Source organism: Paenibacillus sp. Pae15 (assembly GCF_024519685.1).
Lineage (GTDB): Bacteria > Bacillota > Bacilli > Paenibacillales > NBRC-103111 > Paenibacillus_G > Paenibacillus_G naphthalenovorans.
In genome coordinates, this window is the sequence record NZ_JALJRM010000035.1 from 1 (window position 1) to 24,793 (window position 24,793).

The 24,793-nt window shown below is 48.3% G+C and carries 26 protein-coding genes; 4 read left to right on the plus strand and 22 right to left on the minus strand.

Annotation, left to right across the window (positions count from 1 at the left end; all coding sequences use genetic code 11):
* Positions 1–81: 81 nt before the first annotated feature.
* The 4 genes from NR121_RS21910 to NR121_RS21925 all read right to left on the minus strand — a co-directional run bounded on the left by NR121_RS21910 (position 82) and on the right by NR121_RS21925 (position 4,155).
* Positions 82–2,205: an ATP-dependent helicase gene (locus tag NR121_RS21910; RefSeq protein WP_256831932.1), complete on the minus strand. Its 2,124-nt coding sequence runs from the start codon at positions 2,203–2,205 to the stop codon at positions 82–84.
* A gap of 107 nt (positions 2,206–2,312) precedes the next feature.
* Positions 2,313–2,666 (minus strand): DUF6075 family protein, encoded by a 354-nt coding sequence (locus NR121_RS21915; RefSeq protein ID WP_054818874.1) that lies wholly within the window; start codon positions 2,664–2,666, stop codon positions 2,313–2,315.
* A gap of 173 nt (positions 2,667–2,839) precedes the next feature.
* Positions 2,840–3,379, minus strand: a complete 540-nt coding sequence (locus NR121_RS21920) for a hypothetical protein (RefSeq protein WP_256831933.1) — start codon at positions 3,377–3,379, stop codon at positions 2,840–2,842.
* 20 nt (positions 3,380–3,399) lie between these two features.
* Positions 3,400–4,155: a helix-turn-helix domain-containing protein gene (locus NR121_RS21925; protein WP_256831934.1), complete on the minus strand. Its 756-nt coding sequence runs from the start codon at positions 4,153–4,155 to the stop codon at positions 3,400–3,402.
* 362 nt (positions 4,156–4,517) lie between these two features.
* Between NR121_RS21925 and NR121_RS21930 the strand changes: the two genes are divergently transcribed.
* On the plus strand, positions 4,518–5,651 hold the full coding sequence (locus tag NR121_RS21930; protein ID WP_256831935.1) for a DUF4238 domain-containing protein: 1,134 nt from the start codon (positions 4,518–4,520) through the stop codon (positions 5,649–5,651).
* Between the two features lie 159 nt (positions 5,652–5,810).
* On the opposite strand, the gene NR121_RS21935 is transcribed toward NR121_RS21930, so the two are convergent.
* The 9 genes from NR121_RS21935 to NR121_RS21975 all read right to left on the minus strand — a co-directional run bounded on the left by NR121_RS21935 (position 5,811) and on the right by NR121_RS21975 (position 12,112).
* A complete protein-coding gene (locus NR121_RS21935; protein WP_256831937.1) occupies positions 5,811–6,248 on the minus strand; it encodes a hypothetical protein in 438 nt (145 codons plus the stop codon).
* A 149-nt stretch (positions 6,249–6,397) separates the two neighbouring features.
* Complete coding sequence (locus NR121_RS21940; RefSeq protein ID WP_054818868.1) at positions 6,398–6,613, minus strand: hypothetical protein; 216 nt, start codon at positions 6,611–6,613, stop codon at positions 6,398–6,400.
* Between the two features lie 311 nt (positions 6,614–6,924).
* Positions 6,925–7,083 (minus strand): hypothetical protein, encoded by a 159-nt coding sequence (locus tag NR121_RS21945; protein WP_256831938.1) that lies wholly within the window; start codon positions 7,081–7,083, stop codon positions 6,925–6,927.
* 440 nt (positions 7,084–7,523) lie between these two features.
* Positions 7,524–7,733 (minus strand): hypothetical protein, encoded by a 210-nt coding sequence (locus NR121_RS21950; RefSeq protein WP_054818867.1) that lies wholly within the window; start codon positions 7,731–7,733, stop codon positions 7,524–7,526.
* A 183-nt stretch (positions 7,734–7,916) separates the two neighbouring features.
* On the minus strand, positions 7,917–8,180 hold the full coding sequence (locus tag NR121_RS21955; protein WP_054818866.1) for a hypothetical protein: 264 nt from the start codon (positions 8,178–8,180) through the stop codon (positions 7,917–7,919).
* A 591-nt stretch (positions 8,181–8,771) separates the two neighbouring features.
* Positions 8,772–9,071 carry a hypothetical protein gene (locus NR121_RS21960; protein WP_054818865.1) on the minus strand — a complete coding sequence of 100 codons (300 nt, stop codon included), beginning with the start codon at positions 9,069–9,071 and terminating at the stop codon, positions 8,772–8,774.
* Between the two features lie 104 nt (positions 9,072–9,175).
* Positions 9,176–10,021, minus strand: a complete 846-nt coding sequence (locus tag NR121_RS21965) for a hypothetical protein (protein WP_256831939.1) — start codon at positions 10,019–10,021, stop codon at positions 9,176–9,178.
* 580 nt (positions 10,022–10,601) lie between these two features.
* Entirely contained in the window at positions 10,602–11,441 is an 840-nt protein-coding gene (locus NR121_RS21970) for a TrmH family RNA methyltransferase (protein WP_256831940.1), read from the minus strand.
* A gap of 11 nt (positions 11,442–11,452) precedes the next feature.
* Positions 11,453–12,112: a potassium channel family protein gene (locus tag NR121_RS21975; protein ID WP_054818877.1), complete on the minus strand. Its 660-nt coding sequence runs from the start codon at positions 12,110–12,112 to the stop codon at positions 11,453–11,455.
* A 145-nt stretch (positions 12,113–12,257) separates the two neighbouring features.
* Here NR121_RS21975 and sspI point away from each other — a divergent pair, with 145 nt between their 5' ends.
* Positions 12,258–12,479: a small acid-soluble spore protein SspI gene (gene sspI / locus NR121_RS21980; RefSeq protein WP_054818864.1), complete on the plus strand. Its 222-nt coding sequence runs from the start codon at positions 12,258–12,260 to the stop codon at positions 12,477–12,479.
* Between the two features lie 51 nt (positions 12,480–12,530).
* Here the strand turns inward: sspI and NR121_RS21985 are convergent, their stop codons facing one another.
* The 8 genes from NR121_RS21985 to zwf form a co-directional block, all read right to left on the minus strand.
* Positions 12,531–13,634: a Gfo/Idh/MocA family protein gene (locus NR121_RS21985; protein ID WP_074729822.1), complete on the minus strand. Its 1,104-nt coding sequence runs from the start codon at positions 13,632–13,634 to the stop codon at positions 12,531–12,533.
* Between the two features lie 27 nt (positions 13,635–13,661).
* Positions 13,662–14,366: a ThuA domain-containing protein gene (locus NR121_RS21990; protein WP_256831941.1), complete on the minus strand. Its 705-nt coding sequence runs from the start codon at positions 14,364–14,366 to the stop codon at positions 13,662–13,664.
* A gap of 16 nt (positions 14,367–14,382) precedes the next feature.
* Entirely contained in the window at positions 14,383–15,543 is a 1,161-nt protein-coding gene (locus tag NR121_RS21995; protein ID WP_256831942.1) for a Gfo/Idh/MocA family protein, read from the minus strand.
* A gap of 46 nt (positions 15,544–15,589) precedes the next feature.
* The gene (locus NR121_RS22000; RefSeq protein ID WP_074729842.1) at positions 15,590–16,660 is read right to left on the minus strand and encodes a LacI family DNA-binding transcriptional regulator; all 1,071 of its coding nucleotides are present in this window, start codon (positions 16,658–16,660) and stop codon (positions 15,590–15,592) included.
* Positions 16,661–16,785: 125 nt separating this feature from the next.
* Complete coding sequence (locus NR121_RS22005; RefSeq protein WP_054818876.1) at positions 16,786–17,553, minus strand: YheC/YheD family protein; 768 nt, start codon at positions 17,551–17,553, stop codon at positions 16,786–16,788.
* A 209-nt stretch (positions 17,554–17,762) separates the two neighbouring features.
* Positions 17,763–19,346 carry a peptide chain release factor 3 gene (locus tag NR121_RS22010; RefSeq protein ID WP_062409629.1) on the minus strand — a complete coding sequence of 528 codons (1,584 nt, stop codon included), beginning with the start codon at positions 19,344–19,346 and terminating at the stop codon, positions 17,763–17,765.
* Positions 19,347–19,396: 50 nt separating this feature from the next.
* The gene (locus NR121_RS22015; protein WP_054818863.1) at positions 19,397–20,458 is read right to left on the minus strand and encodes a metallophosphoesterase family protein; all 1,062 of its coding nucleotides are present in this window, start codon (positions 20,456–20,458) and stop codon (positions 19,397–19,399) included.
* A gap of 155 nt (positions 20,459–20,613) precedes the next feature.
* Positions 20,614–22,134, minus strand: coding sequence for a glucose-6-phosphate dehydrogenase (zwf, locus tag NR121_RS22020; RefSeq protein ID WP_062409631.1), 1,521 nt, complete (start codon positions 22,132–22,134; stop codon positions 20,614–20,616).
* Positions 22,135–22,334: 200 nt separating this feature from the next.
* Here zwf and NR121_RS22025 point away from each other — a divergent pair, with 200 nt between their 5' ends.
* Positions 22,335–22,667: a hypothetical protein gene (locus NR121_RS22025; protein WP_062409632.1), complete on the plus strand. Its 333-nt coding sequence runs from the start codon at positions 22,335–22,337 to the stop codon at positions 22,665–22,667.
* 47 nt (positions 22,668–22,714) lie between these two features.
* Here the strand turns inward: NR121_RS22025 and NR121_RS22030 are convergent, their stop codons facing one another.
* A complete protein-coding gene (locus NR121_RS22030) occupies positions 22,715–23,155 on the minus strand; it encodes a GNAT family N-acetyltransferase (RefSeq protein ID WP_054818861.1) in 441 nt (146 codons plus the stop codon).
* A gap of 343 nt (positions 23,156–23,498) precedes the next feature.
* Between NR121_RS22030 and fliD the strand changes: the two genes are divergently transcribed.
* Positions 23,499–24,791 (plus strand): flagellar filament capping protein FliD, encoded by a 1,293-nt coding sequence (fliD, locus tag NR121_RS22035; RefSeq protein ID WP_137671191.1) that lies wholly within the window; start codon positions 23,499–23,501, stop codon positions 24,789–24,791.
* Positions 24,792–24,793 lie beyond the last annotated feature (2 nt).

A 24,793-nucleotide genomic window follows, 5' to 3' on the forward strand; every position in this document is an offset into this window, starting at 1 on the left:
CGTTTTCTTTCCGGATCGAATCGGGCAGCACTTGCCGTAAGGGGCCAATCTCCCCTAGGGCAGATTCCTTTATACATGAGTTTACACAAAATTATTGACAGACCCGATTTCGCCGCGTCCAAAGACTCGATGCCTGACGGAATTCCCTATCTTCAGTTCTGCTATATTCTTAATCGTATTAGATTTATGCGGGGTAATGGTTGCCCCTTTCTTCTCCCTTCCCCCTTGCTGTGCCCCTTTCTCTTTCGGTATCTGTTTAGGCGGATTCATGATGTTTCGGACATTCGCTACAAATGAGGACTCTTCGACTTTTTCCCCGTCCCGTTCCCTATACGCGATGAGCTCCAGGTGCTTTTTCGCTCGTGTTATTCCGACATAGAATAGGCGGGTTGCTTCTTCCATCAGTTCGGTACTCCCCCGATCGTCTGATGACGGGATGATTCCATCAATCAGGTCAATCATATATACCCGTTCAAACTCCAAACCCTTAGAGCTGTGAAAGGAAGAGAAGGTTACCGCGTTTTGACCCTTTCTGGATTTAGAGGTCTTCAGTACCGATTCCAGATGCTTGAGCCGATTCGCAAATTGTTCCATCGTCTCCAGTGTATCTGCGATCTCCTCTAAGGTGTTGAGGATGCCAATCAAATATTCCTTTCGGAACCCAAGACGCTCGCATATCTTCTCAATAGCCTTCTCGTAGCCTAATCGATCTCGAATGACACGGATTGCGTGACGCGGCGGCATCCCTCTCATTTGTTGGAATGTCTCTTTGCTTGCCTTCAATTGTTTTACTTGATAATCCTGCAATTGCACGTAATTCAGCAAGTTATCAAATACCGATTCGTTGTTGTCGATTTCTTTGACTGCTGCCATCTGCTGTTTACTTATATACCCGTTAAACTTCAAATGGATTTTCTCCAATATGTCAGGACGCTTATCCGTAAAGGTCATTCGCATAAAGTTCAAAACATCCTCAACCACCCAATGCGAAGAGAAACGGTTGTCGGCATCTTTCATATAGAAAGGGATCCCAGCTCGATCAAACTCATTTATTAATGAGATCGAAGAGGAATTGTTACGATACAAAATTGCCACTTCTGATAGATTCTCAACCTTCTGAATTTCCTGCACCAAGTATTTCGCCTGGTACTTATAATCAGCAAAGCTTTTGATCTTAATCGGTTTGTTTGGCGGATTCTTTGTAAACATGTTTTTGTCGTACCGGCTTTTATTCCGCTTGATGAATTGATTGGCGACATCGACAATATCTTTGGATGACCGATAATTCTGCTCCATAAACAGGGTTGTAGCATTAGGGTATACCTGTTTAAAGTTGAGAAGGTAGGACGGCTCTGCCCCACGCCAGCTATAGATCGCCTGATCCTCGTCCCCAACTACACAGAGGTTGCCATGCTTCCGAACCAGCTTCTCGATTATGGCATGTTGAACCATGGAGGTATCCTGACTTTCGTCCTTAAGGACGTAATCAAATCGATCCTGATACTTCCGAAGCAGTTCTCCGTCCCTCTCCAAAACCTGCTCCGCTATCGTCAGCATATCATCAAAATCGACCAGCAACTTGCTATGTCCGGACCGCTTGAACTCCTCATATTCCCGCAGAATTCTTTCAGCTTCCGGCACATCCACTTTAACCGTTGACCAATGTTCAGCAGGAATCATTTTGTTTTTGATAAAGCTGATGTACGTCATCAGCTCGTCCATCTGATCGTCGGTTATGTTTTCGCCGACAATCGCTTTGAACAGGTTCCGTAAAATGATCTTCTTATGTATCGGCAGATCGTTCGATTCGAGTTTATTCTGCTCCTCCAAATCAAGGTCGCCTTCGATAATTTGATAATACGTCCTCGTTCGGCGAAAATGTTCCTTGACCACTTCGAAAGCAAAGCTATGGATTGTCGAGAAATCAACCGGCGGAAGATGTGGGAAGAAACGTTTGAATCGTTCCTTCATGTCATTTGCCGAAGCTCGGCTAAATGTAACCGCTTTGATCCTTGCCGGGTCTACGCCCTTCTCCTCGATAAGATAGCCAATCCGCATGATGATCGTCGTTGTCTTCCCCGATCCTGGTGATGCCAGTAAGAGCAATGGTCCTTCGGTCTGGATAACCGCCTTCTTTTGCACATCGTTTAAGGTAACGCCAATTTCGTTTTTCTTGCGTGTAAAGAAATCTTCCTTTATCTTCATACCTGTTTACCTTCCAAAGTTCGAATCTTATGGTTCCATTATATCATCGTTTGAAAATGGAAAAAGAGGAGCTTCCTCCTCCCCTCATCCCCTTCTTTTCACTGCTTTTACACCTGCTCCAATCCAAACCTGATCTTTATCGCCTCTACCGCCAATAGCTTATTCCTCTCATCCAGACCAGCAAATAAATCAACAACCGTTCCACAGGGATAATTATTGTACAGATTGTATGCAAGCTCCAGCAATGAGCGAGTGCCGTTGGTTAAATCAACCTCGCTAAAGCTCTCGGGTCGAATAAGGCGATCATTGAAGTCATAAAAAAGGTTTACCTTCTCTCCAAGCTCCCGACATCCTGCAAGCACATAAAACAATGCTTTTCGCTCAATATCCTTCGGATGAGTGCCATCCTGCCTTATAAACTGCTCGTATCTCTCCTGGTGCTCTGGAAACAAAAACAACATAGAAGTCCCCTCCTGCTTATTTGAACTCCTATGTTATATGTGTGTGAGCAGGAAGAAATAAAATGTGGTTTTCGGGTTTGGAATTGCCGTGGATAAGGCGAATCAGCACTTATTGAGGACGATATGGCATCATCCGTCTCATTGACTAACCCTTAAATTGTTTAAATCTTCATTCATGTTGTTATACGAAATATTTGTAAACACCATTCGTTGTAAAACGCAGATAGTTCAGTAAGTTTTCCTTTTGCCCATGTCGCTTGTTCCTTTGGACTCAGCCATGAGGTTTCTTCCAGCTCGTATTCAGTCTCATGAATAAAACCCAAATAATATTGACATTGAGGATGTTCTTTTCGCTTCAAGTATGTCTTTACTTTATTAATATCTTCACGAAACGGATTTATTGGCACAGTTCCACTTTTATGCTTCAATTCGATTACTGCCACAATATCGGTGATCTGTTCCCTTAGATGGACCTTTTCACTATCGTCTATTCTGACAACAGAAATATCAATCCGTTCTCCATACCCTGTATGCAATTCGGTATAGATTCTCAGGTTATTCTCTCTTAAAAATGCATCGGTGAGTTTGTTTCTTAGGTGGAAATAAAATGCATTCTTTAAACTGTCTTCGAGCAATATGAAATTTGATGAATAATCAGACTTAATATTGTAGAGCCACGCTTCTTTTATTGCTCTATCTACTGTGATGTGCATGTTTCGCCGTCTCTTCCACTTCATATACTATATCGTTCAAGGAGCTGTTCCTTGTCCTTCTCAAGCTGTTTCCAGTCAAAAATGTCGACGGCTTCCGGCATTACATCAATCTCCTGATCGCTTAAATGCCCAAACAATTTATGAAAAGTCCCGCCGAATTTTTTCTCGAATTCGCCAATCTGCTTGTATATCCTTTCGAGTTTTTGCTCAGGTGTCAGGCTTCTCTCCTGCTTCATTTGATAAATCCATTGAAATTTGAAGGCATTTGAAGGGTTCTTCCATGCTTCTATAATAAATTTTGGGATCTTTTGGCTCCCCTTGGCTCCCACCGTTTCTAAACCACGCTCCATGTACTTGTAGATCATCTGCCGAGTTACTCCAAGTGCTTCCGCCGCGTCAGTGATCGAAAGTAAGTTATCTGGCTTGTAATCGTAAACCAAGAAACCTCCGGCTGTCACTTCATAAAACCACGAATCGAAACTCAACTTCAGTTCGGCAAAGTCCATCTGGTCTTGAAATATGTGTTCCGAAAAAAGCAACATGCTCTTCAAAGATGACAAAAATTTTTCTGTAAAGTTAAAGTCAGGCTCTTTTCGAATCTGTACACGAATCGGCTTAACCGATTGTATAATTTCGGGATAAGTTTCCGCCATATTGAAAGCGACATTTTGAAGAATGAAAATCGTTTCTTTTTCGAGCAAATGAGCATTAAGCTCTTCGAAAGCTTTGTGGATCTGGCTATCTGTTAGCGAAAGCAATTCTGCATTCAGCCTCATTTTTACCACTCTTTCATTTCAGACCGTTTTACACTTTTGAAATATTGTATACTTTACATTATAAAGATATTGTGCAATCTCGGAAAGCATGTTTTCATTTTTGACCAACAAAAAACGCCCATTGTGGCGGTTGATCCTTAACTATCGTTCTCCGTTAGCTGAATCATGTTTCTTAAACAGAATGCAACGGTTGATAATGGCGAGCCCCAAAAACCCAATCTCCTTCGATTTGTTCCGTAAGCTCAGTCACCGTGGGGGTTTGTGGTTGTTAACATCGTTAATAAAAAATATGGATTCCATATTTGCAAATGTATTAAAATGGTATATAGTGAGAGTAACCCGAAGCGAAATAAGGTGAAAATGTGGCTGAAAAAAATAGGCAGCACTACGTTCCGAAGTTTTATTTAAGAAACTTCTCCGATAATCTAAATGCAATCGATACCTTTAATCTTACCAACGCAAAATACATTCAAAACGCATCCATAAAGGATATGTGCCAACGACATAATTTTTATGGAGCTGATAACAGAATTGAGAATTTCCTAAATGAAGTAATCGAAACGAAGGCATGCTTGCTTATTCGACAAGTTCTTGAAACGAATGAATTTCCTCAAACAATGCAGGATTACGTGCACCTATTTATGTTTTTATTGGTCAGTGAAGCAAGAAACTTGAAAGTTGCAGAATCAGCCAATCATACGGTGGATATGCTGGCAAAAGCAATACTGGAACAACATCCTGATTTTCAGGATTTCGACTTGGACAAATTTACAATCAAGTTGAATGAACCAGCCACCTACAACATTCAAACAGCCATAGAAGGTACACCACTTGTCCTGGACTTAAAGCCACTTTTGATTGTCGAACAAACAGGAGGGGCAAGGAGATTCATTACGTCAGATAATCCTTTAATTCGGTACAATTCATTTTACTTGAGTAAGAATTATCCTGGAGGATTTGGCTATATAAACAGAGGAGCACAATTCTTTTTTCCGATCTCGCCACATAAGTGCATCCTGCTCTATGACGAGAAGGCATATGATATCCCCGACCAACAAGATCACATCTTGATTCTAAAGAAAGCAAAAGATGTGGACCAACTAAATGAAATGTTTTATTTAAACGCTCATAATAACGTGTTCTTTAACCAAAAAACAAAAAAGGAATATATCGAAGGATTACATCACAAGAGTAGACGAGAACCCAAGATCGGCGATTTAGAAAGAGAAACTATAGCCTTCAAGGCTGAGGACCCACAGGGTGGCAAGCTTTTACACTTTAGCCATAATCGGGTGCGGAAGAAGTTTCATTTTTCATGGATGAAAATCTCCAAATTCGCGGAAAGTTTAATAATCCCTGCTCATATGGGCGGAATTAATCGAACAGAATCACTATTTATTAGAGAATTTTTAGAAAAAAGAGATTTAGAATTTGCACAGGAACGCCCCCATTTAGTAAAAAATTCTTTAGATCTTAAAATTTCTCAAAAATTATAGGAAGCTGCCGTCAAAGACTACTGCGTTATACTCCCTAATAGCTCAATAGGCCGCCAAATTAATCCACGGCGGCCTCATGGTGCATGTTATTGAACAAGCGTACTCCGTTAGCGGAGCAAAAATTTAACTTTATAGCTTAATGCTCTCATCCATATGCGGTTATTTATAAATAATCTTGCTAAGCTCAAAGGAAAACTCTTGAGATATTGTGTAGCCTTGACTACTATTGGATGATTCAACAAGCAACCCTTTTGTTCCAAATTCTTTGTCTATGTTTAAAACATACTTTTTTTGTGTTCCGTCTTTTAAATTTATCTGCATCAAAAAATACGCCCCATAATCAACTGTTCCCAGCATCTTCTCCGAACCCTCGTTTATTGCCTTGGCAAATAATTCGATATCTTTTTCATACTCAAAAGTCTTTACTGAAAATGGTGCTGTTCCTTTCTGTTTGCATAGCTCTGTGCATTCCAACTGAATAGACGCTACTTCTTTTTTATTGAGTATTTCCTTATCTTTTTCACTGTTAGTCATGCATCCAGTGAGTCCGCAAAGAAAAACCAAAAACGCCAAAATTATAACTGTTCTATTAAACACAGTTCTTCCCCCTTTCTAAAATGTTGAGACGATTGAATACCCTCAAATGTTTCCACAGACAATGAGATTAAACATAACTGCCCGTTACTCTAATAAAATCAACAACAGAGCTTATCAAAGCTTACCCTAAAAGAAATGAGGCGGCTTCATTACCCTGCCCGCCCCACTTCAATTTGTACAAATCGGTTCAGATCTGGAACGTAATAATACCCACCTTTCCGCAGTTCTTCCTTCATATCTTCGGAATCAATGAAGATGCCCGCCGCTAACGCCTCCAGTGATTCATATCGACCGGACTGTAACATGTCGTTCAGGTACTTGGCTCTGATTTGAATTGAGTATTGATAAAACTGATGACCGTACATGTTTCAAACACCTCCTTATCCACATTTGATTTGTTACTTTCATTTTAAGCGGATATCAAGTGGGGAACTATCGGTTTTGTGTTCGAGGTTGTTTGAGCTATGAGTTGAAGTGACGGCTGGATGGAGGGCGGGGGCACTCAAAATTTGAATAAAAAAGCCGAGCAAAATCAGGATCTGACACCTGAATTTCGCTCGGCTCGAAAGATGACTTTTTAGGCTTTGAGATGACTATTTAGGCTTTGTTGAAAGTTTGATTGCTTTTTACAATTTGCTCATATTCAGATCCACTTTTGATTCACTATTCCATTTTTTCATTGTTTTCCACGTACTTCCCTGCAAATCAATTGTGCATCAATCTTATGCTTGGTTTTAACGGATCCTCCAGCCTTTAACGCCCTGCGTTTCATTTCTAAATCCTTATGTTTATATTCCGCTTGCGAATGCTTCATAGTATTTTTGCCTTGTTCCATAATGGATACCCCTCTCTTGTACATTGAATGGGGATTCACTTAGTAACCCTTCTACCCTGACCAAAGACGCTAAGGAAAAACGGTATCCAAATTCATTAATCGACTCAGGGATTTGGTCATATTACTTATCAAGAATAGACCATGGTCTTCATTAGAAAATATCCTTTTACATAAATTGATTTAATTCTTCAAGTGGATTTTTTCCATCTAAATGCGGTCAACCGTAATCCGCTTCAACTTCAACACCGTTACTCCGCATTTGTTCTTTCACTAATGCTAACCCCTGTTTTAAGGATAACAGAAAAACCACGGGAAAACAGAATACCTGATTTCGCTCGGCTCGTCCTCTTTTTCCATACAAAACAACCTCCCGAGAATCTTTAGGCGGAATTTAGCTCGATCTTGTCGAACCTTTCCGCCCGATCCCATTTTCGAATAATCTACTCGAAGAGTTGTTCAATTTGGTTGCGTTCATTGTCTGAAAGCAACTTTTCAGCCATTGTTGTCATGAGCTTAATCACCAAATCTCTTTTCTCCTTTTCAACTAATTCATTCGCGATCTGCACTGAGTCCGTTGTTCTCTGGATACGTGAAATATCGGTTGCCATGAAAGGCAACAAAATAAGCCTGCACAAATCTTCGTCCGTCAAATCGCTCTTCTGTTTTGCTTTTCCGGCAAGTTCTTCTGCGATCTTATCACCATTCCATCTGCTTAACCACAGCCCCTCCGCTTTATACTTGATTGCTCCGATGTCCCAGCTAAGTTGGGCATCAAGAACCTCTTGACCAAAAACAATGATCGTTCGAATTTTTGTCTCGTACTTCTCGCCGATTTATAAATCGTACCACATCAAATCCAAAAACAATCGATCCAAATCTTCTGGGTTTGGAGATAATTGATACTCAATATGGAGCAATGTGTCATCCTCCAGCCAAAACAAATCCTCGATGATGTGTTTCTCTCCTCTGATAGTCAGAATCTCGGTTGGAATGTGCTCAACAATTCTCTTTGATTCAATGCCAAAGGCGATAAGAAAATAATTGCCGAAAGCCTGAACAACCGATCTAACCCATTTGTCGTGATTTGAATTGCTCATTTTGCATCCTCCCTAATATCGGTTCGTTTTGTTTCACCGTTTGTGTTCACTTGTTTTTGAGATATACTACGACCTAAAAACCTGGAAACAATATCATGGAAGTTCCCTCCTGTTTTTTTTACAAACTTTTGTGTTATATGCAGTAAAGCGAGCAGAAATAAAGATTTGGAGTGTATTAGCCTCCCGCCTCGTAAGCGAGATAGACAGCAGTTTTATTGTTGTTACATTCCTAACAAAATAAAAACACTCAGGCGTGATTACCTGAGTGTTTAATCTTTTTTGTGAAAATGGATTAGGTTATAATTGAGATTGACTTTTCTCCGTTTCAAGAGCGTCACGCCCTTCATATCAATTGATTGAGACAGATGATCTCTAATTATGCCTCAACTCAAACTGTATGTCAAGTCAATGACTTCTCCATACCACGATATTTAGCTTTGCCGCCTCTTTTACGGTTTTTCTGTCAGGAGAGGATACCCGGATTTCGCTCGGCTCGTAGGATACTTTTAGGCTTTAGTACGACCATTTAGGCTTTGGGATGACTGAAATTGCTTTCTACAGCATATGATTGGGGTTAGTATATGATTGGGGTCAGTATATTGGTCTGTTAACGAGAACTGCTTTAAAGTGTATATCAACAACACCAACAACATCTGACTGCAACAATTTCTTTTTGATTTCATTGATCCATTTATATATTTCTCTTCCATTCATCACTTCATCAGTTATATCAATTTTTAGTCGCCCAACATTTTCGGTAGGAAATTGCTCAAGTCGCACTGAAACTAAATATGAGTTCAATGGATCATAATAATATTTGAAAGGTTTCGCAATCCAATCCAAATCCTTATAGTGTAATGAAATACTTACTTCGAAAAATTCATTCCCCATTGAATCGTCCCCTATATTCATCTCGAAACGAAAACGACATATTCACTTTAAAGAACATATTCCTTATCCCTTGCCTCAATAAGGCATTTGTTAACTTGAGTTTGTTAACTTAAGATTGTCATCGATCTGTGGTTCAAATATTTATTCAGATATTCTTGCCAATAATCTTCGTCGCCCTCGATTTCATGAAGCCAAAAATACATCATGATAATTTCAAGATACTGTTTCTTTCCCTTGAGAAATGGCTTCGCTGATATTCGTGTGTAGAGCGAATTTATATTAAACAGATTGTTTTTCTGCCTGTAATCATACTTGTATTTCCGCCATCCGCCTTCAAATTTCCTTCTATGGCTCGCTGGCCAGCTATTTTCATTGTCATAAAAGCGATGTACCCAATCACCGCAAAATGCAAGGATATCTACTTTGTACTTATTCCAGGTCTTTACGATCCACTCGTCGATTTCTTCGGTGATGAGGATTGGATTCGCCCCATTGTTTGGCTGGCTCTGAATTTGATGATAGTCCTTAATAAACAAGTACAGCATCTCCGTCTGATCTTTCAAAAACGGATGTTTTTTAATGAGCTGTGCATAGCATTCATACGATAGACTTCTAAAATCACTGTCCGAACTATACAAATAGAAAAGCTCATCCCGTTTAATTACATTGACAATGGAACGATCCATTTTTTTATTATGAGTGTCATATATACCAAGCAGCCATTCCTGAAGATCTGAATCATAATGAGAAATGCTGTTCTTGTATTTTTCAAGTCGCTCATCATTCAAAATGGTCTTCTCATCCATCTTGGTAGTGTCTAAATATTGATTGAAATATTCAAATACATAATTTACGCATGTCTTCATGTTCTCCATCCGGTCGTTCAAGCTAAACTCATTCAAATGGTCTTCTTTTTTCCTTTTTGCTATATAAGCTTCAAGTGTTAACATGCATTCACCTACTGGATGACAATTTGCAAGGGATTCCCTTATCCCTTTCCCCTAAATCCCTATTATTTTGAAGAAAAATAAAAATTCCCGTCCTCCCCCACCATTTTCCCCCAATCACCGCAACTCCTTGCCCCACCAGGTACGAGAGGCATTTTCGAGTCAAAATCGAGTTAAAAAATTAAACGGCAATCGGAGCAAAATAACGGGTTAATAAAATGGGATTATCGGGTTCAATTGTGAACGAAACGAGATAAAAATTGGTGTCCGCAAAGCAGGGGAAAAGACAGAGAAATGACTGGGCGTGAAGGCTTAAAAATCGAGTTAGAGCGGGAGTCGAAACTTGAAAAAATGCTTTCCTCTTTCCGTCTCAAACCCTTGCCACGCTTGAGTTTTAGCTGAAATATGCTTGAGAAATTATTCGAGAATATCCCTGCTTTTTCCTGCATTATTTCCGCCGCGGCATAAGAAAAAGACTGGAGTTTGATCGAGAAAAGAATCGATCAAACTCCAGTCATTGGTGAGTTTGCGGACAGTTGTTTTTATTCCTGGATAGTTATTTGGTGGGAAACTCAGGAATTTCTTATTTGTTAAATCCCCGCTGCCGCATCGCTTCAAAGAGCACGACCGTTGCCGCCATGGCGGCGTTAAGCGACTCCGCGCGGCCCTGCATCGGAATGCGCACGTGGCGCTGTACAAGCTGCTGCACCTCTGCGGATACGCCCTGGCCTTCGTTTCCGATCACAAACCATGTGGGGCGACGGAAGTCATAGTCGTAGAAACTGACCGCATCCTCAAGCCGGGTGGCCGCCACCTGGATACCGCGGGAGGCTGCTTCCGGCAGCCATTGCGCCAAGTCTCCCTGTACAATAGGCAGATGGAACAGCGATCCCATGGTGGAGCGCACCGTCTTCGGGTTGTATAGATCGACCGTACCCTTGCCGAGCAGCACGCCGGAGGCGCCGACCGCATCGGCGCTGCGGATAATCGTGCCCAGGTTGCCGGGGTCCTGAATGCCGTCAATAACAACAACCAGTCCGTCCTGTTCGCTGGCCGAAATCAAATCCGCCGCCCGCCACGGCAGCTTCGGAACAACCGCGAAAACCGGCTGGGGTGTTTGGGTATCCGTGCATTTGGCCAAGACCGCCTCCGTCACCTGAACCAGCTCCACCCCTCGCTCTGCCGCCTCCTGCAGCAGATCGGCACAGGCTTCGGCCCGCTCATCCGAATAAGCCACTACCTCGGGAATCAGATCGGAGCGCAGCGCCTCCTGCACCAAATGAGTACCCTCAATCAGAAAGCGGCCCTGCTTTTCCCTTCCCTTGCGGCTTTGCAGTTCGGTCCACTGCTTGATCCTTGGATTTTGCACTGAGCTGATGATCGTCTCCGCTCCGCGATTCACTAACGGGTCCTTGATATCCACTACCTGTTCACCTATTCCTCAAAAGTCTTCTCAAATCGCTGCAAATCCGTATTACTTCCCACTACGATAAGAATATCATGGGCTTTAATCGTATCCTCGGCTTTCGGGGCAATATTGATTTTTTCTCCCGTTTTGATACCTATAACGTTGCAGCCGTACCGGGCCCGGATATCCAGCCGTCTCAGATTTTGTCCGATCATCTGCCGGCTGGCCTGAATCTCGGCAATGCTGTAATCCTCGGAAAGCTCGATGTAATCCAGAATATTGGCTGAAATCAAATGATGCGCGACCCGTTGGCCCATGTCCCTCTCGGGATAAATCACCTTGTCCGCTCCGATTTTCTTCAGCACTTTACCCTGCAGCTCGGTCTGCGCCTTCACAACGACCATAGGTACGCCGATTTCTTTCAAAATAATGGTTGTCAGAATACTCGACTGTATGTCTTGTCCGATAGCCACCACCACGACGTCGAAATTCCGCAAGCCGAGCGCGCGGACCGCCTCTTCATCCGTTGAATCCGCCTGTACGACGTGGGTAACGATATTGGAAACTTCCTGAACCCTCTGCTCACTCTGGTCAATGGCAAGTACTTCATACCCGAGACTCGATAAAGTTTTGGCAACGCTGGAGCCGAACCGCCCCATGCCGATCACGGCGAATTGCTTTTTCATTGCCATGAGGACGCATCTCCCTTCGCTTTGTTTTATTATATCAAAACGAAGCAGCCTCCATCAAAACTGCGGCGGCCCAAGCATGATTTGAAGTACGGGTGTACATATTAATAAATGGAAAAAGACGAAAAGCGAGGAACATCCGATGAACTTGAGTTTGAGACAAGCCATTATTCAGCGTGTGCATGGCAAAAATGACGATGACCTGAAGGGTGTCATTGAGGATTCGATTGACGGCGAGGAGCGTGTGCTGCCCGGGCTTGGCGTGCTGTTCGAAATGATCTGGAAAAACAGCAGCGCCGATGAACAAAACCAGATGGTCCATACGTTAAAAGAACATCTAAGCCATGCTTCTCCCACCGCATAAAGGAACACAAAAGCGTGCAGAATGACTTCACTCTGCACGCTTTGTCATGAGTTAGTCCAATATCCCGTGAACGGGACCGAGCGGCATCGGGACCGGCCGTTCACAACGGCTCTGCATGATATAATGCTTGCCTTCATCAGCCGCATCATGGAACCCGTGCATGGCTTCGAGCACATGATACGCGAGCTCGCCGCCGGCGCGGTTCGCACGGCCGTTGATCACGGCATATGCCATGTCCAGCACACCCAGACCGCGGCTGTTCTCCGTATAGCCGTGCATGAGCGGAATCTCGCTCCAGTCCTTATGATCGTGGCGTTTTATACGAATGGGGCCGCCGAAGGTGTTCGGATCGGGAACGCTGAGCGTACCCTGGCTTCCATAGATTTCAATCCGCGGAACCTGCGCTCCGCCGAACGCGTCGAACGAGGTGGTGATCGTTCCGATCACGCCGCTGTGAAAATCCATCACCCCGGCCACATGCGTCGGCGTCTCCACCTTTACCGTTTGGCCGAATTTGGGTTGGCTTGTGATCGTCCGCTCAGGATAGGAGATTCGCGTAGAGCCCGTCACTCTGCGGATCGGCCCCAGCATGGCGACCAGCGCCGTCAAGTAGTAGGGCCCCATATCAAACATCGGTCCGCCGCCCTTGGCATAGTAAAACTCCGGATCGGGATGCCAATGCTCATGGCCGCGGCCGATCATAAACGCCGAGGCCGCTACGGGCGTGCCGATCCATCCGTCATCAAGCAGCTTGATGCAGGTTTGAATGCCGCCTCCAAGGAAGGTATCCGGCGCACTGCCGATCAGCCTGCCCTTCTCCTTGGCTTTGGCCAGAATCGCTTGGCCCTCCTCCCGCGTAACGGCGAGCGGTTTCTCCACATACACATGCTTTCCGGCGTCCAGTGCCTGAAGGCACACTTCCGCATGCGCGGCGGGGATCGTCAAATTAATCACGATATCGATTTCCGCATCTGCCAGCAGCTCGGACACCGAACACGCCTTGGGTACGCCGTGTTCTTCAGCGCTTGCCCGGGCGCGCGCCACATTCAAATCCGCGCAGGCGGCTACCTCCAGGACGGGATACGCTTTGCAATTTTGAAAATAAATGCTGCTAATTTTACCGCAGCCGATCATGCCCACTTTCAGCTTTTGCATAGGAAATGTCCCTCCAGAGACGCGATGCTAGAATAAATTCTCCCCGGCCACGCCCGTTTGATAGGCGGCCAGCCCTTTGCCTTCAGCCGCCCAAAGAAGTCCCCTGCGCATCATTTCTTTCACAGGAGGCATCTCCACGATATCGGCTTGATGCCCAAGAGAGCAGTAGAATACCCGGCCTACCCCCCAGCGTTTCGTCCAAACCACAGGCATATCGACCGCTTTGTTCAGCGAATGAGGCCCCGGCACCACCGGAAAACGTGTCGTAGCCAGCACTTCCACCGCCGGATCGACGTGGAGGTAGTACTGCTCGCTCTTGACCGTAAAATCGTCGATCCCTTCGAGCAGCGGGCTCGAACTGTTTTTGATGTTGACCGTATATTCCACGCCGTCGCCGCCCGGATGAGAAACCCAGTTGCCTCCGGTCATAAACTGCCAGTGCACGCTCTTACGGAATGAATCGCACATGCCGCCATGGCATCCGGCGATCCCTACGCCGCTTTGAACCGCCGCCGAAACGTTCTTAACCAGCTCTTCGCCGATTTCGCCCATCGTCCATACGGGCACGATCAGGTCCAGCGCCATGAGCTTTTGCGCATCGGCGAAAGCTTCCAGCTTATCGGATACTTCAACCTCATAGCCGCTGTCCTCCAGGATGCCCCGAAAAATAGCCGCCACCTGCTCCGGCTGATGACCGGGCCATCCGCCCCATACGATCAACGCTTGTTTCATGGCCGTCACTCCTTCGTCATACTTCGTCTACTTGAACCCACCGGCGCTCTGCAATGGATAAATCGACCGCTTCGAGCACCTGCTGGCATTTGACGCCGTCATGAAAATTCGGAACCGGCTGGCGGTCCTCCGCAAGCGCCTGCATCAGCTCAACCGTTTCATGAATGAACGTGTGCTCGTAACCGATCGTATGGCCCGGCGGCCACCAGGCTTCGGAGTAGGCGTGGGAAGGATCGGTCGCCAGCACCCGCCGGAAGCCCTGAACATCCTCCGCGTCTTTGGTAAAATAGACCTGCAGCTCATTCATCCGTTCGAAATCAAACTTCACGCTGCCCTTGCTGCCGTTAATCTCAAACGCGTTGGTGCAGCGGTGCCCCGGGGCAAAGCGCGTTGCCTCGAAGCTTGCGAGCGCGCCGCCGGCGAAACGGGCAAGGAACAGCGTCGCGTCATCCACCGTTACCGGACCGCGGGGAGCATCCCTGCCGCCCTTGGCGCTGAGCCCGGTCATCGTGCTCGGCAGCGGACGTTCCCGGATGAAGGTCTCGCTCATGCCGATCACTTCCTTCATTTCACCGACAAGAAAATGCGCCAAATCAATCAAATGCGCACCCAAATCGCCGTGTGAGCCGGAACCGGCAACCTCCTTTTGCAGCCTCCATACGAGCGGGAAATCGGGATCTACGATCCAATCCTGCAAAAACCAGGCGCGGAAATGATAAATATGCCCGAGCCGCCCTTCCTGAATCAGCTTTTTGGCCAGCTGCACCGCCGGAGCGAATCGATAGTTGAAGCCGATCATATGCTTCACGCCCGCCGCCTCGACCGCCTGCAGCATTTCGCGGGAATCCTTGAGCGTCAGCGCCAGCGGCTTCTCGCAGAACACATGCTTGCCGCCGGCCGCGGCGGCAAGCGCAATGGCTTTGTGCGCATCGCTGGGTGCGTTGATATCGATCAGGTCGATATCGTCCCGCTTTACGAGCTCCCGCCAATCGGTCGTATAGCTTTCCCAGCCAAACTGCTCCGCCGCCTGCGCTACCCCGTCAGCGTCACGGCCGCAGATCGCCTTCATCACCGGTTTGGCCGTCTTCGGAAAAAACATCGGCAAATCACGATAGGCATGGCTGTGTGCCTTGCCCATAAATTTGTAACCGACCATCCCCACTCGAACCTGCTTCATTCTGAATTCCGCCTCCTCCATAAGTGCTGATTCTCTTCTTGGCAGCTTAAGATTTTTTCCTGCAGGATTGACGAATAATGAGCTTCGTCTCCAGCTTCAGCTGAAAGGCATCCAAGCCGGCATCTGCCTCCGGTCCCCCTGCCGAGCGAAGCAGCAGGTTTTTCGCCGCAAGCCGTCCCATCTCATAGAACGGTACGGCTACGCTGGTGAGCGGCGGATCCGTCATACGGGCGGCATCGGAGTCGTCATAGCCAATGACGGCAAGATCTTTGCCCGGTATGCATCCCAACTCTCGCAACCCCTGCATGAGGCCTACCGCCATCCGGTCGTTCGAAACGAATATCGCATCGATCCGGCCGAGATGACGATATATTTCTGCCGCCGCCTTATACCCGCTGGTGCGGCTGTAATTGCCCTCATAATACCAATGCGGCGGAATGCCGTCGCGGACCCCCGCTTCTGTGCCGGGCTCCAGAAGCCCCGCTTCCCGCAGCGCTCTGGCATACCCGCGTAGCCGGTCGCCGCTGTTGGAGAAGGGCGGCGGCCCGTTGAGCATAGCAATCCCGCGGTACCCCGAATCCAGCAGATGACGAACGGCGAGATAGCTCCCCGTCTCGTGATCGGCATCGACCTCATTATAACGTTCCCCGGCATAATGCTGGTTGACCAGGCAGAACGGGAACCCGCCCTCTTCCAATTTCTTGAGCTCCGCCCGTTCGCCAGGCGTATCCATGGCCCCCAGAATGATGCAGGCATCCACTTTCTGCGAACGGAACATTCGGGTGTAATCGCTTTCTTCTCCCGGCGACCGGAACATCAACAGCATGTCATACCCAGACTCCTTGACCTGCGCTCCGATCCCGCTTAAAACTTCGGAGAAATAATAGGTAGAAAAAATATGGACCTTCGGTACATAAGGAAGGACCACACCCAGATTCCCGCTTCGGCGGCGGGCAAAGCTCTGGGCAATCGCGTTCGGATGGTAGTTAAGCTCCCTGGCCGCCAGGAGCACTCTCTGCTTCGTTTCCTCCTTCATCGGGCCAACGCCGTTAAGCACACGGGAAACCGTCGCTTCGGATACTCCCGCCAACGCCGCGACTTCCTTTCGGGTTACGATTCCAGCCACCTCCTCCAGCCTATACCATATATAAAATGTACACGCGTTCATTATCTCTTGGTATAAACTTCCTGTCAACCCTCTGTGACTCCGCCCGCCTGAAAAACAAAAAAAAAGACGACCCTTTAGAGCCGTCCGTATGCTTTCGAGTAGTGATATATTCTTCTGTATATCCGTTTGTCCTTGAGCTTCTTGAAAATGAACGGATCCGGGGCCGTATTTACCTCCAGAATCCAGGGATAAAGCTTCCGATCCAACGCCACGTCGAGCCCCAGCTCCTTAATCCCCGCATATCTCGTCTTCATTTGCTCGGCCACTGAGAGACCGAGCCGCTTCAAGCCCTGGAATAACCCCCTGCGCCTCGCAGCTCCCGTATGCCCCTTCAGGAGCGTTTCGAATGGCAGAAGCGTGCCTCCGTTATGCACGTTGGTCACCACCTTGCGCTTAGCCGCTACCCGGCCGATGATTCCCGTTGTCACCCAGCGTTTGGATGGACTTTGCTGAACCATGACCCGCAGGTCGAAGCGCCGGTTGTTGTATTTCAGCAGATGAATCCCTTTTTGAATCAGATATTTCCGTTTTCCTATCAGCTTTTTGATGGAATTGTACATTGCCTCGTAGCTGTTAAACGTTCTGACCCTCGTTCCCGCTTGATAACGGTACCGGATTCCGCCCGGACCCGATTCTCGTTCTACGCGCATGACGCCGTTTCCATAAGTCCCGTTGTCCGGTTTAACATACACCATTCCGTATTGATACAGCATATCCTGAAGAGAGTTTCGCGTTATCACTCTCGTATCGGGAATATGTTTAGCAATGGAACGATTAGGCAGCAGCGCCTTGGTTTTGGCCCATTTGCTTACAATGTATCTCTGGTTATTCCGTTTGCCCATGTCATCCACCTTTCTTTTCCTTAGCCGAAGAGCCCGGTCGGCCCGACGGAAGCAGACTCCTGAACCCAACATATTGTATGCCCTCAGGCATCCATTGGATAAAGGCAGCAGCCTAACCAAAGTAAAGATCAGCTCATAGCGCCTGACGGAAAACGGCAAGCCCCTCTTCCGGTCTAACCGACCGAAAAAGGGGCTTATGGATTGAAGCGTTAGGGGGCCATCTCCAAAAACTTGAGATTCGGGTTTTTCTCCATCGCCGTGCGCAGCGCATATTCGTTCTCGAACAAGGCCACGTAGTTCTCCTTCTTGTCTTTCACCAGCTGCGAATTGATCCGGAATTTCCCGGGGTCGATCTCGTCTCCGACAAGCCAGCGGGCAAACTGATAGCTCATCCGCGAAAGCTGCACCTCAACCCCATACTCCGCCTTCATGCGGTACTCGAACACTTCAAACTGAAGCTGACCGACGACACCCAGAATCATGTCCTCGAATCCGATCGTTTTGAACACCTGGATCGTGCCTTCCTCCGTCAGCTGATCGACGCCTTTCTGAAACTGCTTATGCTTGAGCGCATTTTTTACCGTCACCTTGGAGAACAGCTCCGGCGAGAAGGTCGGCAGCTCGTCAAACTCCAGCCCCCCGCCTTGACATAGGGTATCTCCGATGCGGAAGATGCCCGGGTCAAACAGTCCTATAATGTCCCCAGGATAGGCGTCTTCCACAATATCGCGGTCCTGCGCCAAAAACTGCTGCGGCTGCGCCAGCTTGATATCTTTACCTACACGCACGTGCTTCACCGACATGCCGCGTTCGAATTTGCCGGAGCAAATCCGCAGGAAAGCGATCCGGTCACGGTGTGCCGGGTTCATATTGGCCTGAATTTTAAAAATATATCCGGAAAATTTCTCATTAAGCGGATCAACCAAGCCTGCCGTGCTTTTGCGCGGTGTTGGCGAAGGCGCGAGCTGCAGGAAGTTCTCAAGGAAGGTTTGCACGCCGAAATTGTTGATCGCGCTGCCGAAGAACACAGGCGTCAGCTCGCCCGCACGGATTTTTTCGTAATCGAATTCGTCACCGGCCACATCGAGCAGCTCCAAATCCTGTACGAGCTGATCATAGAAATACTCTCCCGCAATTTCTTTTACGACCGGGTCATCATATCCGCTTACCTTGCGCACGCTGATTTCTTTATGGTCGTCGCCCTGAAACAGCTCCACCTGGGTCAGCTTCCGGTCATACACGCCGCAAAACTGCTTGCCCATGCCGATCGGCCAGTTCATCGGATACGAGCGGATGCCGAGCACCTGCTCCAGCTCTTCAAGCAAGTCGAACGGATTTTGTCCCTCGCGGTCCAATTTGTTGATAAAGGTAAAAATCGGAATGCCCCGCTGGCGGCACACCTGGAACAGCTTCTTCGTCTGGGCCTCGACCCCTTTGGCCGAGTCAATCAGCATGACTGCGCTATCGGCCGCGGTTAAGGTGCGGTACGTATCCTCGCTAAAATCCTGGTGACCAGGCGTATCGAGAATATTCACCCGATGGCCGTTATAATCGAACTGCATGACACTGGAGGTAACCGAAATTCCTCTCTGTTTCTCGATTTCCATCCAGTCGCTTGTCGCGTGACGGTTCGCTTTTCGCCCTTTTACCGTACCGGCCAGCCGGATGGCTCCTCCGAACAGCAGCAGCTTTTCGGTCAGCGTCGTTTTCCCCGCGTCAGGGTGAGATATAATGGCGAACGTGCGGCGTTTTTGTACCTCTTCTTGCAATTTACCGGTTGTGCCGATACTCATGATCTATTCCAGTTCCTTCCTTGTCATTTCGTCAGTTTCAACCTGCCCTTTTAAACCAGCTTCACCGTCCAGTCCGCTTCCTTGATCCAGGTGCGGTTGCTGAACTCCCTGCCGCGCAGTCTCACTCGGTCTTTATACACCTGCACGTACAGTCCTTGCGACTTCTCCTTGTCGACATGCTGATAGCTTTTATTCAGCACACGGCCGACGGAGGAATTATGAAAGTAGTGAAAGCCTTCTTGAACGTAATGCTCCCCCGTACCTTGAAAATCGTGATGGCGATGTCCGCAAAAAACGAACACGTTCTTGTAGGGCTTCACCAGCTCGCGGAATTTGTTCGCACGAATCAATTGATGCGAACGGCCGTCCTGGCCTGCCGGCGGCAGCGGCTGATGAGTCATGATGAAGACCGGCTTGCCGTCCTTATGCTCAGCCAGCCGCTGCTCCAGCCAGGCCAGCTGCTCGTCGGAGTACCACGCGCCTTCGCCGACCTCCGGTTTTTCCTGAACATAGGTTTCCTGCGAAAGCAAGATCAGATGGTGACCCTTTACCCAATCGTCGTGGTACGGCTTCTGCAAGCCGAAAAACTTCTGAAACCGCTCGCGGGATTGCCAATCCGTCTTGCCGTTAGGCATCGTAGCCGGATTGAACGCCCCTTTGCGGTCAATCCAAATGTCGTAGTAATCATGGTTGCCCATGTTCGCATACACCGTAGGCAGCGGATAGGCCGACAGAATCTTGCGCAGCTCTTGATATTCCTTTTCCATACCATATTCCGTCAAATCACCTGTGATTACAACAGCCTCCACAGGCATGCCGAACTGCTTCATATCCTCTATCGCGTCTTTCAGCTTCTTTATGGTGCTTGGGACCTCCGTTGAAATGTGCAGATCGCTCAAAATCATATAAGAAAACTGCGCAGCGTCAGGATCGCTTTCCGGAAGCATAGCATCGGGCTCCAATACACTCGCCGCCTTTTGCAGCGTAACGGGCTGAGTCGGAGGGCGCTGCGAATCAATCGCTTTCTGGAGCAGCTTCACGAGTGCCGTAGTCGCCGCACCGATCATAAAGAGCAAAGCGATCATCCAACGTATAAAACTGCGTCTTGACATGGCAAGAATCCCCCTGTGTTGCGCAACAGCTTACTCTCCATCATAACATATTTCCCGGTCCAAAAAAAAGAAGTCGAATCCTGTCCACCCATAAAAATAACAAGAGCAAAACCAGGCTCGCCCGGTTTTGCTCTTCATTTTTATCAACCTGCAGCTTAACGCTGCGTCGTTACCCATTCGACTTCGCCTTCATCCTGTCCGTTCACCGGCCACCAGCGGAAGCCATCCTCCGCCACGAGCTGTTGTCCGCGCTCGGGACCCCACGTTCCGGCCGGATACAAGTGCAGGTCTTCCGTACGTTCTCCCCAAGCCGAAGCGATCTTATCCACGTACTTCCAGGCAAGCGCCACTTCGTCCCACCGTGTGAAATAGGTCGAATCTCCGCGCGCCGCATCGTACAGAAGCCGCTCATAAGCCTCGGGCGTATTCAGGCCCACCTCGCAGCTCTGGCAGAAATCCATGGCTACAGGAATAATCGCACCTTCCGAACCCGGCTGCTTCGCATTCACTTTGAAATAGATGCCTTCAAGCGGATTTACGCGGAACACCAGCAGATTGGGTTCTAGCTTGTGCTTACGGGACAAGTATACGCTGTTCGGCACATTCTTGAACTCGACAACCACTTCCGTCGTTTTGACTGGAAGTCTCTTGCCTGTACGGATGTAGAAGGGCACGCCCGCCCAGCGGAAATTATCGACGAACACCCGGGCTGCAAAATAAGTCTCGGTCGTCGATTCCGGATTAACCGAATCCTCTTCGCGGTAGCCGGGCACCTGCCGCCCTTTGACCGTGCCCGCCACATATTGTCCGCGAACCGTGTTCGCGCGCACCTCCGCCGCCGATTGGAAGCCGCGCAGGCTGCGGAATACCTTCACCTTCTCATCCCGGATATCCTCGGGATGCATCCGGCTTGGCGGTTCCATCGCCATAATGGCCAGCATCTGAAGCATATGATTTTGCCCCATATCCCGGAGCGCGCCGGAACGATCGTAGTACCCTCCGCGCTCTTCCACGCCAACGGTTTCGCTCAACGTAATTTGAATATTGGAGATGTACTTATTGTTCCACAGCGGCTCAAAAAAAGTGTTCGCAAAGCGCACCACGTTGATGTTCTGGACCATTTCCTTGCCAAGGTAATGGTCGATCCGGTAGATATCCTTTTCCTCGAACACCTGGCGGATCTCTGCGTTCAGCTTCTCCGCCGACGACAGGTCGTAGCCGAAAGGCTTCTCGATGACAAGGCGGTGCCAGCCGCCCGATTCCAGCAATCCGCCTGCCTGTAAATGATGCGAGACGCTGCCGAACAGCTCAGGCGCCAATGCCAGATAGAACAGGCGGTTGCCCCCGATGCCGAACTTGTCGTCTAAACGGTCGGTCAACTCACGAAGACGGCGAAAACCTTCCACATCATTGATATCCAATGACATATATTCAAAATGATCGGCGAACGAATCCCACTGCTCGTCCTTGGTTACGTTGTAACGGGCGAACTCTTTAATGGATTCATGCACATCGTCCCGGAACTGCTCGTTTGAACGCGAACGGCGCGCCAATCCAATGACGGCAAAATCATCGCCCAGCTTCCGTTCGCGGTATAAGCTGTAAAACGCCGGAAATAACTTGCGGCGGGCCAAATCCCCGGTCGCGCCAAAAATGATAAACACAGCACTCGTCATGGTTCCCTCATTCTTTCTATATGTAGTGTTTTGAAATATCTGTTACTCAATATCCTATAGCATAACCAAAACCGGAGTGAGATTCAACATAGGCTTTTTTCCTGAAATTGGGCGGATTCCATAAGGCATTCGTCTAGGACGGCGCCACAAACGCCCGCATAGTCTGAAGTATAGGCATGCATCGACGGAGGTGATTTCGCGTGACACCGATCCATCCTATTTCTGAAAAAGTCTGCAAAGCTTTTTACGGCAAACCCGTGTGCGTGATTCTGAAGAACGGCGCGCAGTTTATCGGTACATTGAGCCGATGGGAGAAAGGAAAGCTGATTTTAAACGACGAGCCGGCGGTAAAGCTGCAGAGCAAAACAAAAAAGAGCAGAGCCGGGAAAGGGAGAACAGGCTCCAAAGCCAGTAAGGCTGCTGGTGTACGGACGGCTGCAGTCCCTGCGCCCCTGCCCCAGGTTCCCCCTTTCGGCGGCAGTCGAATGGAGTTCATCCCCTCCAGGATCGCGTGGCTGCTTGCTCTCATCTGAGAGCAAGCCGGCAGTAACAAAAAAACGTCCGGTGAGGACGTTTTTTGTTACACGGACTTCATCAACAAATAACACCGCAACCGATGATCGTAATATACCGCCTCATAGCCATGCTTTATATAGAAGCGCTGCGCTTGCACATTGGCTTCGTCAACCCAGAGTACGACTTCCCGCAGCCCGTGTTCCCTCGCCGTTCGCTCAGCCTGGCGCATCAACCGCGTACCGATACCGCGACCCTGATAGTTGGGGTCGACCGCCAGCATATCAATCGCCAGCCGGTCTCTCTCAAGCTTCAGAGCAATAAACCCCGCAGTCTTGTTTCCCGCAGCGGCATACACAAAGGTTATGCACGATTTGAGCCGATTCCTGATCGTGTTCCGGCTCAGACGAAGCCCAGGCAGCGTCTGCCGGGCGAATGGCAGCAGGAGCCTTTCCACCAGCCCGAAGATCGCAGCATCATCCCGCTTTGGAACACGCTTTCGAAGCATGAGATGCCCGCCTTTCCTACGCATAAAGTAAGTACTTTATCGTATGAAACGCAGCAGCGGAAGGTTAATCCATTTCACACAAAAACCGATATAAAGGTTATATTATTTCATATATTTTTTGGCGACGAACGCCATAAAGCCCGCGCAAATGATCAAAACACCCGCAATAACGATCCATTGAATCCAGTTCATGATTCGGAACAAGCTCCTATGTGTAAGTTAAGGTTGATAAACCATCATACTGTAGAAGCTGTCGAGGTGTCAAGAAAAACCATTTTACGGAAAAAGTGAAGTGCAATTATAATGATCCTAAGCATCTGAAGCGAATGTGAGGCGAACGGCAATGACCGATCCCATTCAACGTGTGTCCCGTTCTTACCGAATCCATACCCAGTGGTATGATTGGGAGCATAACCCGGATAGGCAAACGGGAGGTTTGCCTTCCCCCAAACCTATTCCCGCCATACCTGCGGCGGACGAGCTTAACGTGCAGTATGAGTTTGACCGGTTTGCCCAAATGGTCGCAGAACAACTGGCTGCCGTTTTATCGGCCGCCGAAACCTTGAAGCCGACGGCCGAGACGCTAAAGGATGCATCGGCCGGTTCCGTATTAAGCAGGCGAACGGCAGAATGGGCGCCTGGGCCGGCATTAAGCGCCAAGGTGACCGATAACGCCCGGATATACAGCTATCTGATCCGGCTGGACAGCGTGGCGCGAATGCAAAGAAACATCGGATTCGCACAGAAACGCACGGAAATTTCCCCCTTGGCCGGAAGCCTGTGCGAATTTGAGTTGAGCTCCTGCACCGGTCACACCCGGCGGTTGTCTGTTGCTTTCGGACCCACTGATACCAACGAACAGGCGCTCCGAAGAATCCGCCGTGCCGTGAACGATGCTGAAGCAGGGGTAACCGCACTGCTTATCCGTGACCGCCGGGAAAATAAGCTGACGCTGGAACTGAGAGCGGAGCACACTGGGGCAAGCGGCGCTTTCAGCTTAACGGACGTCCGGGGCGAGGCTGTCGCCCTCACAGGTATTGACCGTATGGTGCAGGCCGCGGAGAATGCCGTCTATACCATTAATGAGGGTACATTGGTCAGCTCCGCCTCCAATGAGGTGAAGCTGAATGAAGGGCGTCTGACGCTGATGCTGAAAGAGGCCTCGGCCGAATCCGTTATCCTCTCCGTGTATCCGGATGCAGCGGCCATCAAGAAGCGGTTTGCCGAAGTCATTGCCGGTTACAATCAGTTGATTGCCGCGCTGCAAGAGGCTGCAGAGGTGCTGAATCCCGACATAAGCCGCGACCTGCTTGAAGGTATGCCTCAGCATGTTCTTGAAGAGCTTGGCATCCTGAAGCAAGCGGATGACACATTGCAGCTGGATGAAGAGAAGCTGGTTGCGCAAATCCGCTTCCGGTTCGATATGGTGGCGGCACGGTTGACGGAAAGCAGCGGGCTCATCGATCATATATGCCATGCCGCAAACCAACTGACCACATCTTCACCGGAAACCTTGTTGAATAAACAAAACGGCGCCTACCGCGCCTTGATGAATTACGCTTATGGTCCCGACAAAAGGCTTCGCTCTTATCTGCCCGTTCCCATTACCGGATATCTGTTGAATTTTTATTCCTAGAC

Coding starts and splice junctions, on each gene's coding strand:
- NR121_RS21910 (WP_256831932.1), bottom strand. CDS start 2,205: ATGAAGATAAAGGAAGATTTCTTTACACGCAAGAAAAACGAAATTGGC.
- NR121_RS21915 (WP_054818874.1), bottom strand. CDS start 2,666: ATGTTGTTTTTGTTTCCAGAGCACCAGGAGAGATACGAGCAGTTTATA.
- NR121_RS21920 (WP_256831933.1), bottom strand. CDS start 3,379: ATGCACATCACAGTAGATAGAGCAATAAAAGAAGCGTGGCTCTACAAT.
- NR121_RS21925 (WP_256831934.1), bottom strand. CDS start 4,155: ATGAGGCTGAATGCAGAATTGCTTTCGCTAACAGATAGCCAGATCCAC.
- NR121_RS21940 (WP_054818868.1), bottom strand. CDS start 6,613: ATGTACGGTCATCAGTTTTATCAATACTCAATTCAAATCAGAGCCAAG.
- NR121_RS21945 (WP_256831938.1), bottom strand. CDS start 7,083: ATGGAACAAGGCAAAAATACTATGAAGCATTCGCAAGCGGAATATAAA.
- NR121_RS21955 (WP_054818866.1), bottom strand. CDS start 8,180: ATGAGCAATTCAAATCACGACAAATGGGTTAGATCGGTTGTTCAGGCT.
- NR121_RS21960 (WP_054818865.1), bottom strand. CDS start 9,071: ATGGGGAATGAATTTTTCGAAGTAAGTATTTCATTACACTATAAGGAT.
- NR121_RS21965 (WP_256831939.1), bottom strand. CDS start 10,021: ATGTTAACACTTGAAGCTTATATAGCAAAAAGGAAAAAAGAAGACCAT.
- NR121_RS21975 (WP_054818877.1), bottom strand. CDS start 12,112: ATGAAAAAGCAATTCGCCGTGATCGGCATGGGGCGGTTCGGCTCCAGC.
- sspI (WP_054818864.1), top strand. CDS start 12,258: ATGAACTTGAGTTTGAGACAAGCCATTATTCAGCGTGTGCATGGCAAA.
- NR121_RS21985 (WP_074729822.1), bottom strand. CDS start 13,634: ATGCAAAAGCTGAAAGTGGGCATGATCGGCTGCGGTAAAATTAGCAGC.
- NR121_RS21990 (WP_256831941.1), bottom strand. CDS start 14,366: ATGAAACAAGCGTTGATCGTATGGGGCGGATGGCCCGGTCATCAGCCG.
- NR121_RS21995 (WP_256831942.1), bottom strand. CDS start 15,543: ATGAAGCAGGTTCGAGTGGGGATGGTCGGTTACAAATTTATGGGCAAG.
- NR121_RS22005 (WP_054818876.1), bottom strand. CDS start 17,553: ATGGGCAAACGGAATAACCAGAGATACATTGTAAGCAAATGGGCCAAA.
- NR121_RS22010 (WP_062409629.1), bottom strand. CDS start 19,346: ATGAGTATCGGCACAACCGGTAAATTGCAAGAAGAGGTACAAAAACGC.
- NR121_RS22015 (WP_054818863.1), bottom strand. CDS start 20,458: ATGTCAAGACGCAGTTTTATACGTTGGATGATCGCTTTGCTCTTTATG.
- zwf (WP_062409631.1), bottom strand. CDS start 22,134: ATGACGAGTGCTGTGTTTATCATTTTTGGCGCGACCGGGGATTTGGCC.
- NR121_RS22030 (WP_054818861.1), bottom strand. CDS start 23,155: ATGCTTCGAAAGCGTGTTCCAAAGCGGGATGATGCTGCGATCTTCGGG.
- fliD (WP_137671191.1), top strand. CDS start 23,499: ATGACCGATCCCATTCAACGTGTGTCCCGTTCTTACCGAATCCATACC.